Consider the following 13283-nt stretch of genomic DNA (forward strand, 5'->3'; position numbering starts at 1 on the left):
CCGGCCCTACAGGTAATCGCGATCAACGCGGCTCTTCGCCACCTTCAGGGCTAATCCACACATGCGTCTTCCCACGTTCCGCCAGCGTTTTTCTCCTCACTGCATTGCCTACAGCTTATTGATGAGCAGCGCTGCGTCCTGTCTGCTGATCAGCCATAGCGCCTTCGCGGCAACAGCGTCGCAGCGCTATGCCATCGCCGCCGGCCCATTGGACAATGCGTTGAGTCAGTTCGCCTCCGCGGCGAATGTGATTCTGTCGTTCTCGCCGCAACAGACCAGCCGCCTGCGCAGTGCCGGGTTGAACGGCGACTTCAGCGTCGAACAAGGCTTCGCTCAGCTGCTGCAAGGCTCCGGTTTACAGGCAGTGCCGCAAGCACCCGGCAGTTACATTCTGCAAACCGTGCCTGACGGAGATTCTCTGGAACTGGCGCCGACCAATATCAATGCGCAGTTGGCCAATCCAATGGATCTGGATTACACCGCCGACGTTGGCTACAAGGCGCAAAACAGCCGGATCGGTACGAAAACCAGCACACCGCTGTCGGAAACACCGCGTTCGGTGTCAGTGGTAACCGGACAACGCATCAAGGATCAGAAATCTCAGACACTCACCGACATCCTCGGCTACGTGCCGGGGATCTTTGCCCCACCGTTCGCCGCCGGCGACAGTCTGGCCGGCGATCTGTTTTACATCCGCGGTTTCAACGCCACCGATTACGGCTATGGTCTGCTCCGGGATGGACTGCGCGTGCAGGGCAATCGCTATGACACCAGTACCGAGCCGTACGGACTCGAACGGGTCGAGGTATTCCGTGGCCCGTCTTCGCTGCTGTATGGCGAAAACGCGCCGGGCGGACTGGTCAATCTGGTCAGCAAGCGTCCGACAGCCGCGCCGCAAGGCGAAGTGCAATTGGGCTATGGCTCGAACAATCGCCGGCAGATCGGCGTCGACGTCTCCGGCCCGCTCAATGACAGCGGTAATGTTCTCGGGCGTGTGGTGATGCTGGGGCGCAAATCCGATACCCAGACCGAGCACGTTCCTGACGACCGCATTTATATCGCCCCTTCGCTGACCCTCAATTTCGACGATTTCAATACGCTGACCCTGCTGGCCAACTACCAGAAAGACCACACCAATATGGAGCTTGGCCTGCCGGCCGCCGGCACGTTGCTGAGCAATCCCAACGGCAAGCTGTCCAAAGACACCATGCTCGGCGACCCGGACTGGAATACCTTCGAACGGGAAACCTGGAGCACTGGCTACGAGTTCAGCCACTCGTTCAACGATGACTGGCAGTTCCGCCAGAACTCGCGCTACATGCAGTCGCGTATCACCCGCCACGAAACCTGGCCGGGCAATCTGAACAACGCCGGCTTCGGCACGCGCGTGAACATGACCGCCTATGATCGCTTCAACAAATCCATGGTGTATTCGCTGGATAACCAGCTGGAAGGAAAATTCCACGCAGGCAATCTGGAAAATACCGTGCTGTTTGGCGCCAGCTACGATCGCACCTCGTTCAATCAGGACTGGAATGCCGGCCTTGTCGGACCGATCGATGTGTATAACCCGGTCTACCTGCGTGATCCGACCACGCCGATTGCCGTGCAAAACACCTTGCTCGAGCAGCAGATGAAGGGTGTTTATGCACAGATCCAGAGCAAGTACGACCACTGGCTGTTCCTGCTCGGCGGGCGTCAGGACTGGGTCCACAGTGACTTCCGCGACAAGGTGGCCAGAGGCAGCAACATCAGCTCCGAGGACAAGAAGTTCACCTATCAGGGCGGCGTGATGTATCAGTTCGACAACGGCATGACGCCGTATGTCAGCTATTCCACGGCGTTCGTTCCGGTGCAGCAGATTTCCAATGCTGGCGCGCCGCTCGATCCAATCACCAGCAGCCAATACGAAGTGGGTCTCAAATACCAACCGATCGGCTGGGATACCGCCTTCACCGCGTCGGTGTATGACCTGCGCAAAAAGGACGACACCTACTTCGACGCATCGACGTCGACCTACCGCCAGGTGGGTGAAAGCCGCGCCAAGGGTGTGGAACTGGAACTCAACAGCAATCTGACGCAGAACCTCAACGTCACAGCGGCTTATACCTACACCGATGCAAAAATCACCAAGGATGCGCCGACGTCGTTGGTCAAAGGCCATCAAATGACCGGAGTGCCGCGCAACCAGGCTTCGGTCTGGGCGAAATATCGTTTCCTCGACAGCGGTCTGAAAGGCTTGTACGTGGCGGGCGGTGTGCGGTATTTCGATAGTGCGTTTGCCTACACCTCGCCTTCGCTATACGGAAAGCTGGATGCCGGCGACGTGACGTTGGTGGATGCGGCTGTGGGCTACCAGATCGATACACACTGGAGTGTCGATCTGAACGCGAAAAACCTGTTCGACAAGGAATATGTGTCGGGATGCAACGATGCCGGCCGCTGCTACTGGGGCGAGGACCGCACGCTGCTCGGTACGGTGTCCTATAACTGGTGAACAGAAAGGGGCTGTGGATGAATTATCCACAGCCCCTTTTGTTTATTTGCCGATGCAGAAGCTGGAGAAAATCCTGCCGAGCAAATCATCTGAGCTGAATGCCCCGGTAATTTCCCCCAGGGAATGTTGAGCCTGGCGCAAATCTTCGGCGAGCAATTCGCCAGCCCCGGCCAAGGTCAGTTGGGCGCGGCCGTGTTCCAGCGCCGCGCTGGCGTGGCGCAGTGCTTCCAGATGCCGGCGACGTGCGCTGAAGCTGCTTTCCGACGTCTGCTCGTAACCCATGCACGCTTTGAGGTGATCACGCAGCAGGTCGAGGCCTTCGGCGGACTTGGCGCTGAGACTGATGGTCACGTGGCCGTCCTCACTGGTTTCCAGGGTGATCGCTTCGCCAGAGAGGTCGGCCTTGTTACGGATCAGCGTTACTTTTGCCGGATCCGGTCGGGTTTCGAGGAATTCCGGCCACAACGCAAACGGGTCGAGTGCCTCCGGTGCCGTCGCATCGACGACAAGCAGGACCCGATCCGCTTCACCAATGGCTTTCAACGCCCGCTCCACGCCGATCTTTTCCACATGGTCATCGGTGTCGCGCAGGCCCGCAGTATCGACCACGTGCAACGGCATGCCGTCGATGTGGATATGTTCACGGAGGATATCCCGCGTGGTGCCGGCAATCTCGGTGACGATGGCGGCTTCGCGCCCCGCCAGTGCATTCAACAGGCTGGATTTGCCGGCATTGGGTCGGCCGGCGATAACGACGGTCATGCCATCGCGCAACAACGCACCCTGTCCGGCTTCACGAAGCACTGTGGATAACTCGTTACGCACTTTGTCGAGCATGCTCAGCACATGGCCATCGGCGAGAAAGTCGATTTCTTCTTCCGGAAAGTCGATCGCGGCTTCGACGTAGATACGCAGGCCGATCAACTGTTCGGTCAAGTTATGCACACGCTGGGAAAACGCCCCTTGCAATGAACGCAAGGCATTGCGCGCAGCCTGTGCAGAACTGGCTTCGATCAAATCGGCAATCGCCTCGGCCTGGGCCAGATCGAGTTTGTCATTGAGGAAGGCGCGCTCGCTGAATTCACCTGGCCGAGCGAGGCGGCAGCCCAGTTCCAGGCAACGCTTGAGCAACATGTCCAATACGATCGGGCCGCCGTGGCCCTGCAATTCCAGAACATCTTCGCCGGTAAACGAGTTCGGCCCCGGGAAATACAAGGCCAGGCCTTCATCCAGCACCTGTTGGTCGTCACTGAAAAACGGCCCGTAGTGGGCGTAACGCGGTTTCAGATCGCGGCCGCTGATGGCTTTTGCCGCCACGCTGGCCAGCGGCCCGGAAATACGGACGATGCCCACACCGCCGCGACCTTGAGCGGTGGCGACAGCGGCGATGGTTTCACGCGGTGTGCTCATAAAGCGGCATCCAGACAAAAGTGGCAGATAGCAAAACGCCCCACTAGGGGGCGTTTTGAGTGGTGTTATCCACAGTGCAAGTTACGCCTCGGCTTTTTTCGTCGCCGCTTCGATCTTACGCGTGATGTACCACTGTTGTGCAATCGACAGGCAGTTGTTCACAACCCAGTACAGCACCAGACCCGCCGGGAACCACAGGAAGAAGAAGGTGAAGATGATTGGCATCATTTTCATGACCTTCGCCTGCATCGGATCCGGAGGCGTCGGGTTCAACTGCTGCTGGATGAACATGGTTGCGCCCATGATGATCGGCAGAATGAAGAACGGATCCTTGATCGACAGGTCAGTGATCCACAGCATGAACGGCGCCTGACGCATTTCCACGCTTTCCAGCAGAACCCAGTACAGCGACAGGAAGACCGGCATCTGCACGAGGATCGGCAAGCAGCCGCCCAGTGGATTGATCTTCTCTTTCTTGTACAGCTCCATCATGGCTTGCGACATTTTCTGCCGGTCATCGCCATGTTGCTCTTTCAGCGCAGCCAGTTTCGGCGCCACAGCACGCATGCGCGCCATGGATTTGTAGCTGGCGGCCGACAGCGGGAAGAAAATCCCTTTGATCAGCATGGTCAGAAAAATGATCGACCAGCCCCAGTTACCGACAATGGCGTGGATGTGTTGCAGCAACCAGAAGATCGGCTGGGCAATGAACCACAGGATGCCGTAGTCGACGGTCAATTCCAGACCTGGAGACAACTCTTTCAGCACGGCCTGACTTTTCGGACCGGCGTACAGCACAGCGCTGGTTTCAACTTTCGCACCTGGAGCAGCGGTCAGAGTTGGACCGGTGTAACCGATGATGTAGTTGCCTTTGCTGTCTTTACGGGTCTGGACGATGTTGTTTTCGCCCTTGGCCGGAATCCATGCGGTCACGAAGTAGTGCTGCAGCCAGGCCACCCAGCCACCGGTGACGGTTTCCTTGAGCTGCGCCTTGTCCATGTCCTTCATCGACACTTTCTTGTACGGCTCGGAACTTGTCCACAGGGCAGCGCCCAGGTAAGTCGCGGTGCCGGTAGCAGTGGTCGACGACGGATCAGCGCTGGCGTCGCGCTTCAACTGGGCAAACATTGCGCCGTTCCAGGGCTGAGCGCTCTGGTTATCCACAATGTAGGAAACGGCAACGTCGTACAGGCCACGTTTCACGGTGAAACGCTTGATGTAGTTGACGCCGTCCTTGCTGAACTTCAGGTCAACCACGAGTTGATCCTGACCGTCAGCCAGTTGGTAAACCTTCTTCTCCGAGGAATAAACCGGACGACCGGCCGGGTTTGCATCCGGGCCGTTGGTACCGATCAGACCGCTTTGCGCCAGATAAACACGTTCGCCACCGTTATCGAACAGCTGGAACGGCACATCAGGGCGATCCTGACGACGTGGATACAGAGGCAGAGTCAGTTGCGCAACATCGCCACCCTGTGGATCGATCGCCAGATCGAGCACATCGGTCTTGACCTGAATCAGGTCCTTGCTGGCGGCGACCGGCGTTTCGGCTGGTGCGCTGGTATCGCTGGCGGCGCGCGGAATATCGTCACTGGCGGCAGCATTGGTGCCAGTGGCGGTGTCCGGCAAACCGGATGTAGTCGTACTGGAAGCAACATTCTGAGTCGGCAGGGCAGCCTGGCCATAATCCTGGTTCCATTTAAGAACCATGACGTAGGACACGATTGCCAGGGCGACGATCAGGATCGTGCGTTTGATATCCATGATTACTCGGCCATCGAAGAAGAACGGGAGGTAGGGACAGGTGGAACCGGGTCATAACCACCGGGATTCCACGGATGACAGCGACCTAAACGACGAAAGGTCAGCCAGCCACCGCGCAGAAGGCCATGATTTTCAATGGCTTCATACGCGTAGCAGGAACAACTGGGGTAGAAGCGACAGTGGCTGGCCATTAAAGGACTAATGGCATAGCGATAAAACTGGATCGGAACGAGGGCCAGTTTACGCATCGGTACTGTCTACCCCTACAGTTTCGGTTTTGACTGCCGGAACGGGCTTGTTGCGCGCCAGACGCTTCCAGAGTTTGCCGAAATGCTGAATCAATTCGGGGTTTTCTACATCACCCAAACCTTTGCGCGCGACGATAACGATGTCCCAGCCGACCAGTGAATCCTGGTGCAGACGGAACGATTCGCGCATCAGACGTTTGAGGCGATTGCGCTCAACGGAGAGCTTTACGCTCTTTTTCCCGATAACCAGCCCGAGACGGGGGTGATCAAGATCGTTGTTGCGTGCAAGGAGCAGGAGATTTTTCCCCGGAACCTTGCCGGTAGGGGAGTCAAAGACTGCCTTGAAATGCCGGGGTGTAAGCAGACGCTTTTCCCGACTGAAGTCCTGACTCACCTCCAGTACCGGATTATCAAACTGCCAGACGCGCACGACCTTTGGCGCGACGACGCGACAGGACTGCGCGGCCGTTCTTGGTAGCCATGCGAGCACGGAAACCGTGGGTACGAGCGCGTTTGATAGTGCTTGGTTGGAAAGTACGTTTCATGTCGTGTTACCTGGTTCGTCCACAACGGGCCGGAATGGCCCCCGTTTTAAGAGACCGGGGATTCTAGAGAAAGCAAGCCCTCAGGTCAATTTCCAACCAGCGTTTCCTTATAAATAGATCTGCACAGGGTCTGAGCTCGAAAGCCTGTCAGCCAGATATAAAAATAAAGAAGGGAATTATTTAAAGCTTTTCTGTAAAGCTTGTAAAAGCTAGACCCACCATCTTCTGTGGATAACTGCTACCAGGCCTTATTCTGTGTGGTGTACAGAGAATGACAACTACAGTGGAAAACCGTGTTCAGCCTGTGCTGCGCTATCGGATAAGCTGTGTGTGGAATGGTGTGTTATCCACAGGCAGGTTATCCTCAGAGTTTCGCCCCCAGTTGTCCAGTGCCCTCAGAGGCGGTTATCCACAGGGCTTATTCACATGCCGTTGGTCGCCTTTCAAGGCGTTAACGCATTGATAAATGATGGTGATGGCTCTACCTGCATGTGGATAAGTGAACGGCTCGCCGCTACAATGGCCGCTTGTTTTTGCCTCACCGGCTTTCAACTTAGGGGATATCCGTGTCAGTGGAACTTTGGCAGCAGTGCGTAGAGCTTTTGCGCGAAGAGCTGCCTGCCCAACAATTCAACACCTGGATCCGTCCACTACAGGTCGAAGCCGAAGGCGACGAGTTGCGCGTATACGCACCGAATCGTTTCGTGCTGGACTGGGTCAACGAAAAGTACCTGGGCCGCGTCCTTGAATTGCTCGACGAGCACGGCAATGGCTCGACGCCCGCGCTGTCCTTGTTAATAGGCAGCAAACGCAGCTCGGCCCCCCGTGCCGCACCGAATGCGCCATTGGCGGCTGCGCAGGTTTCCCAGGCGCAGGCCAACAACGTGCCGACCAACAACCCGGCACCGGCGCCAGCACCTGCTCCGGCGAAGCGTTCCACGCAAAAAACCGCAGAAGTCAGTGAGGAGCCGTCCCGCGACAGCTTCGACCCGATGGCGGGTGCTGCTTCGCAGCAGGCCCCGGTTCGCGCCGAGCAGCGCACCGTGCAGGTAGAAGGTGCGCTCAAGCACACCAGTTACCTGAACCGCACGTTCACTTTCGAGAATTTCGTTGAAGGTAAATCCAACCAGCTCGCCCGTGCGGCGGCCTGGCAGGTGGCGGACAATCCCAAGCACGGGTACAACCCGCTGTTCCTTTATGGTGGCGTCGGCCTGGGTAAGACCCACTTGATGCACGCGGTGGGCAACCATCTATTAAAGAAGAATCCGAATGCCAAGGTCGTGTACCTGCATTCCGAGCGTTTCGTGGCCGATATGGTCAAGGCGCTGCAACTGAACGCGATCAATGAATTCAAGCGGTTCTACCGCTCGGTGGACGCGTTGCTCATCGACGACATTCAGTTCTTCGCCCGCAAGGAGCGCTCCCAGGAAGAGTTTTTTCATACCTTCAACGCCCTGCTTGAAGGCGGACAGCAGGTCATTCTCACCAGTGACCGCTACCCGAAAGAAATCGAAGGCCTTGAAGAGCGCCTCAAATCCCGCTTCGGCTGGGGCCTGACGGTTGCCGTCGAGCCGCCTGAGCTGGAAACCCGCGTGGCGATCCTGATGAAGAAGGCCGACCAGGCCAAAGTCGAGTTGCCCCATGACGCCGCATTCTTCATTGCCCAGCGCATTCGTTCCAACGTCCGTGAGCTGGAAGGCGCGCTGAAACGCGTGATCGCCCACTCGCACTTCATGGGCCGCGACATCACCATCGAGCTGATTCGCGAATCCCTGAAAGACCTGTTGGCATTGCAGGACAAACTGGTCTCTGTGGATAACATTCAGCGCACCGTCGCCGAGTATTACAAGATCAAGATTTCCGACCTGCTGTCCAAGCGCCGTTCGCGCTCGGTGGCACGTCCGCGTCAGGTGGCCATGGCGTTGTCCAAGGAACTGACCAACCACAGCCTGCCGGAAATCGGCGATGTGTTTGGCGGCCGCGACCACACCACCGTGTTGCACGCCTGCCGCAAGATCAACGAACTTAAGGAATCCGACGCGGACATCCGCGAGGACTACAAGAACCTGCTGCGTACACTGACCACTTGATGAACACCAGCGCAGCTTATTAAGGCAAGGGACGAGACCATGCATTTCACCATTCAACGCGAAGCCCTGTTGAAACCCCTGCAACTGGTCGCAGGCGTCGTCGAGCGCCGACAGACCTTGCCGGTACTGTCCAACGTGCTGCTGGTCGTCGAAGGCCAGCAGCTGTCGCTGACCGGTACCGACCTGGAAGTCGAACTGGTCGGTCGTGTGCAACTTGAAGAGCCGGCCGAAACTGGCTCCATCACCGTGCCGGCGCGCAAGCTGATGGACATCTGCAAGAGCCTGCCCAACGATGCGCTGATCGACATCAAAGTCGACGAGCAGAAGCTGGTGGTCAAGGCCGGGCGTAGCCGTTTCACTCTGTCGACCCTGCCGGCCAACGACTTCCCGACCGTCGAAGAAGGCCCGGGCTCGCTGACCTGCAGCCTGGAGCAGAGCAAACTGCGTCGTCTGATCGAGCGCACCAGCTTCGCCATGGCCCAGCAGGACGTGCGTTACTACCTCAACGGCATGCTGCTGGAAGTTTCTGAAGGCATCATCCGCGCGGTAGCCACCGACGGTCACCGTCTGGCCATGTGCTCGATGAAAGCCGATATCGGCCAGCCTGATCGCCATCAGGTGATCGTGCCGCGCAAGGGGATTCTGGAGTTGGCGCGTCTGCTCACCGAGCCGGATGGCAACGTCAGCATCGTCCTCGGCCAGCATCACATCCGTGCTACCACCGGCGAATTCACTTTCACCTCGAAACTGGTCGACGGTAAATTCCCGGATTACGAGCGCGTTCTGCCGAAAGGTGGCGACAAGCTGGTACTCGGCGATCGTCAGGCTCTGCGTGAAGCGTTCAGCCGTACCGCGATTCTGTCCAACGAGAAGTACCGCGGTATCCGTCTGCAACTCGCCTCCGGTCAGCTGAAGATCCAGGCCAATAACCCGGAGCAGGAAGAAGCGGAAGAAGAAGTGGGCGTTGAATACAACGGCGGCTCGCTGGAAATCGGCTTCAACGTCAGCTATCTGCTCGACGTGCTGGGCGTGATGACCACCGAGCAGGTTCGCTTGATCCTGTCCGACTCCAACAGCAGTGCGCTGGTGCAGGAGTCCGACAATGACGATTCGGCTTACGTTGTCATGCCGATGCGTCTGTAATCAGCTGATCCTGAATGTCGTTAAGTCGTGTTTCGGTCACCGCGGTGCGCAATCTGCACCCGGTGACCTTCTCCCCCTCCCCCCGCATCAACATTCTTTACGGCGCCAACGGCAGCGGCAAAACCAGCGTGCTGGAAGCCATTCACTTGCTGGGGCTTGCCCGTTCGTTTCGTAGCACGCGGCTGTTGCCGGTCATCCAGTACGAACAACTCGCCTGCACTGTATTCGGTCAGGTTGAACTGGCTGAAGGCGGGCACAGTGCCTTGGGGATTTCCCGTGACCGTCAAGGCGAGTTCCAGATTCGCATCGACGGGCAGAATGCCCGCAGCGCTGCGCAACTGGCAGAGATCCTGCCACTGCAGTTGATCAACCCGGACAGCTTCCGTCTGCTGGAAGGTGCGCCGAAGATTCGCCGGCAGTTTCTCGACTGGGGTGTATTCCACGTCGAACCGCGGTTCATGGCGACCTGGCAGCGTTTGCAGAAGGCCTTGCGCCAGAGAAACTCCTGGCTGCGGCATGGTACACTTGACGCCGTTTCGCAAGCGGTTTGGGACAGGGAACTGTGCCAGGCCAGCGCTGAAATCGATGAATACCGCCGCGCTTACATCACAGCCTTGAAACCGGTCTTCGAACAGACCTTGAGCGAACTGGTTGAGCTTGAGGGTTTGACGCTCAGCTATTACCGAGGCTGGGACAAGGACCGCGAATTGAGCGCCGTACTCGCCGGTTCCGTGCAACGGGACCAGCAGATGGGGCACACCCAGGCCGGGCCGCAACGAGCTGATTTGCGTCTCAGATTGGGCGCACACAACGCCGCGGACATCTTGTCCCGGGGTCAGCAGAAGCTGGTGGTCTGTGCGCTGCGGATTGCCCAAGGCCACCTGGTCAGCCAGGCCCGCCGCGGTCAGTGTATTTATCTGGTGGATGACTTGCCGTCCGAACTGGACGAGAGCCATCGTCGCGCGCTGTGCCGCTTGCTGGAAGACTTACGCTGCCAGGTGTTCATCACCTGTGTAGATCACGAATTACTGAGGGAAGGCTGGCAGACGGAAACGCCAGTCGCTTTGTTCCACGTGGAACAGGGCCGTATCACCCAGACCCACGACCATCGGGAGTGAAGGCATTGAGCGAAGAAAATACGTACGACTCAACGAGCATTAAAGTGCTGAAAGGCCTGGATGCCGTACGCAAACGTCCCGGTATGTACATTGGTGACACCGACGATGGCAGCGGTCTGCACCACATGGTGTTCGAGGTGGTCGACAATTCGATCGACGAAGCCCTCGCCGGCCATTGCGACGACATCAGCATCATCATCCATCCGGACGAATCCATCACCGTTAAAGACAACGGTCGTGGCATCCCGGTAGACGTGCATAAAGAGGAAGGCGTTTCCGCCGCCGAGGTCATCATGACCGTCCTCCACGCGGGCGGTAAGTTCGACGACAACTCCTACAAGGTATCCGGCGGTCTGCACGGTGTAGGTGTGTCGGTAGTGAACGCACTGTCCGAGGAACTGGTCCTGACGGTACGCCGCAGCGGCAAGATCTGGGAACAGACCTACGTCCACGGCGTACCTCAGGCACCGATGGCCATCGTTGGCGACAGCGAAACCACCGGTACCCAGATCCACTTCAAGGCTTCCAGCGAAACCTTCAAGAACATTCACTTCAGCTGGGACATCCTCGCCAAGCGCATTCGTGAACTGTCCTTCCTCAACTCCGGTGTCGGCATCGTCCTCAAGGACGAGCGCAGCGGCAAGGAAGAACTGTTCAAGTATGAAGGCGGCCTGCGCGCGTTCGTTGAATACCTGAACACCAACAAGACCGCGGTCAACCAGGTGTTCCACTTCAACATCCAGCGTGAAGACGGCATCGGCGTAGAAATCGCCCTGCAGTGGAACGACAGCTTCAACGAGAATCTGTTGTGCTTCACCAACAACATTCCACAGCGCGACGGCGGTACTCACCTGGTGGGCTTCCGTTCCGCGCTGACGCGTAACCTCAACAACTACATCGAGCAGGAAGGTCTGGCGAAGAAGCATAAAGTCGCCACCACCGGTGACGATGCCCGTGAAGGCCTGACCGCGATCATTTCGGTGAAAGTGCCGGATCCGAAGTTCAGCTCGCAGACCAAGGACAAGCTGGTGTCTTCCGAAGTGAAGACTGCGGTTGAGCAGGAGATGGGCAAGTACTTCTCCGACTTCCTCCTGGAAAACCCGAACGAAGCCAAGCTGGTGGTGGGCAAGATGATCGACGCCGCCCGTGCCCGTGAAGCGGCGCGCAAGGCTCGTGAGATGACCCGCCGCAAAGGCGCGCTGGACATCGCCGGCCTGCCGGGCAAGCTTGCTGATTGCCAGGAAAAAGACCCGGCGCTGTCCGAACTGTACCTGGTGGAAGGTGACTCCGCGGGCGGTTCTGCCAAGCAGGGTCGTAACCGCAAGACCCAGGCAATCCTGCCGTTGAAGGGCAAGATCCTCAACGTCGAGAAGGCCCGCTTCGACAAGATGATCTCGTCCCAGGAAGTGGGCACGCTGATCACCGCGCTGGGCTGCGGCATCGGTCGCGAAGAGTACAACATCGACAAGCTGCGCTATCACAACATCATCATCATGACCGATGCTGACGTCGACGGTTCGCACATCCGTACCCTGCTGCTGACCTTCTTCTTCCGTCAGTTGCCGGAGCTGATCGAGCGCGGCTACATCTACATCGCCCAGCCGCCGCTGTACAAGGTCAAGAAAGGCAAGCAAGAGCAATACATCAAAGACGACGACGCCATGGAAGAGTACATGACGCAGTCGGCCCTGGAAGATGCGAGCCTGCACCTGAACGAAGAAGCCCCGGGCATTTCCGGTGAAGCGCTGGAGCGTCTGGTAAATGACTTCCGCATGGTCATGAAGACCCTCAAGCGTCTGTCGCGCCTGTACCCGCAGGAACTGACCGAGCACTTCATTTACCTGCCAGCCGTCAGCCTGGAAACCCTTGGCGACCATGCCGCAATGCAAGAGTGGCTGGCCCAGTACGAAGTGCGCCTGCGTACCAACGAGAAGTCCGGCCTGGTCTACAAGGCCAGCCTGCGCGAAGACCGTGAACGTGGAGTGTGGCTGCCGGAGGTCGAGCTGATCTCCCACGGCCTGTCGAATTACGTCACCTTCAACCGCGACTTCTTCGGCAGCAACGACTACAAAACCGTGGTCACCCTGGGCGCGCAACTCAGCACCCTGCTCGACGAAGGTGCGTACATCCAGCGTGGCGAACGCAAGAAGGCCGTTACCGAGTTCAAGGAAGCTCTTGATTGGTTGATGGCCGAAAGCACCAAGCGCCACACTATCCAGCGCTACAAAGGTCTGGGCGAAATGAACCCGGATCAGCTGTGGGAAACCACCATGGACCCGAGCGTGCGGCGCATGCTGAAAGTCACTATCGAAGACGCCATCGGCGCAGATCAGATCTTCAACACCCTGATGGGTGATGCGGTCGAACCTCGCCGGGACTTCATCGAAAGCAACGCCTTGGCGGTTTCCAACCTGGATTTCTGACCCCGGTTGTTTGCCCGCTCATGAAAAACCCCGGCCAGCGCGCCG

The 13283-nt window shown here is 58.1% G+C and carries 10 protein-coding genes; 5 read left to right on the top strand and 5 right to left on the bottom strand.

Annotated elements, in window-relative coordinates; all coding sequences use genetic code 11:
• Positions 1–61: 61 nt before the first annotated feature.
• On the top strand, positions 62–2497 hold the full coding sequence (locus GXB78_RS20850) for a TonB-dependent siderophore receptor (protein ID WP_329516798.1): 2436 nt from the start codon (positions 62–64) through the stop codon (positions 2495–2497).
• Between the two features lie 42 nt (positions 2498–2539).
• Here GXB78_RS20850 and mnmE read toward each other — a convergent pair whose 3' ends face one another.
• The 5 genes from mnmE to rpmH all read right to left on the bottom strand — a co-directional run bounded on the left by mnmE (position 2540) and on the right by rpmH (position 6464).
• Complete coding sequence (gene mnmE, locus GXB78_RS20855) at positions 2540–3907, bottom strand: tRNA uridine-5-carboxymethylaminomethyl(34) synthesis GTPase MnmE (protein ID WP_329516799.1); 1368 nt, start codon at positions 3905–3907, stop codon at positions 2540–2542.
• A gap of 81 nt (positions 3908–3988) precedes the next feature.
• Positions 3989–5671, bottom strand: coding sequence for a membrane protein insertase YidC (yidC, locus tag GXB78_RS20860; protein ID WP_329516800.1), 1683 nt, complete (start codon positions 5669–5671; stop codon positions 3989–3991).
• 2 nt (positions 5672–5673) lie between these two features.
• A complete protein-coding gene (gene yidD / locus GXB78_RS20865; protein ID WP_027901580.1) occupies positions 5674–5919 on the bottom strand; it encodes a membrane protein insertion efficiency factor YidD in 246 nt (81 codons plus the stop codon).
• Positions 5912–6313: a ribonuclease P protein component gene (gene rnpA, locus GXB78_RS20870; protein ID WP_024014946.1), complete on the bottom strand. Its 402-nt coding sequence runs from the start codon at positions 6311–6313 to the stop codon at positions 5912–5914. The genes yidD and rnpA overlap by 8 nt, the downstream gene beginning before the upstream one ends.
• 16 nt (positions 6314–6329) lie before the next feature.
• A complete protein-coding gene (rpmH, locus tag GXB78_RS20875; RefSeq protein ID WP_003213577.1) occupies positions 6330–6464 on the bottom strand; it encodes a 50S ribosomal protein L34 in 135 nt (44 codons plus the stop codon).
• 566 nt (positions 6465–7030) lie between these two features.
• Between rpmH and dnaA the strand changes: the two genes are divergently transcribed.
• From dnaA to gyrB, 4 genes are read left to right on the top strand one after another with little or no spacing between them, the layout of a single operon-like run.
• On the top strand, positions 7031–8554 hold the full coding sequence (gene dnaA / locus GXB78_RS20880; protein ID WP_329516801.1) for a chromosomal replication initiator protein DnaA: 1524 nt from the start codon (positions 7031–7033) through the stop codon (positions 8552–8554).
• 39 nt (positions 8555–8593) lie between these two features.
• On the top strand, positions 8594–9697 hold the full coding sequence (gene dnaN, locus GXB78_RS20885; RefSeq protein ID WP_007911887.1) for a DNA polymerase III subunit beta: 1104 nt from the start codon (positions 8594–8596) through the stop codon (positions 9695–9697).
• A gap of 14 nt (positions 9698–9711) precedes the next feature.
• On the top strand, positions 9712–10815 hold the full coding sequence (gene recF, locus GXB78_RS20890; RefSeq protein ID WP_016772389.1) for a DNA replication/repair protein RecF: 1104 nt from the start codon (positions 9712–9714) through the stop codon (positions 10813–10815).
• 5 nt (positions 10816–10820) lie between these two features.
• On the top strand, positions 10821–13238 hold the full coding sequence (gene gyrB / locus GXB78_RS20895) for a DNA topoisomerase (ATP-hydrolyzing) subunit B (protein WP_024014948.1): 2418 nt from the start codon (positions 10821–10823) through the stop codon (positions 13236–13238).
• The last annotated feature ends 45 nt before the right edge of the window (positions 13239–13283 follow it).

Origin of the sequence: Pseudomonas moraviensis subsp. stanleyae, from assembly GCF_036283065.1 — a bacterium.
GTDB classification, from domain to species: domain Bacteria; phylum Pseudomonadota; class Gammaproteobacteria; order Pseudomonadales; family Pseudomonadaceae; genus Aquipseudomonas; species Aquipseudomonas stanleyae.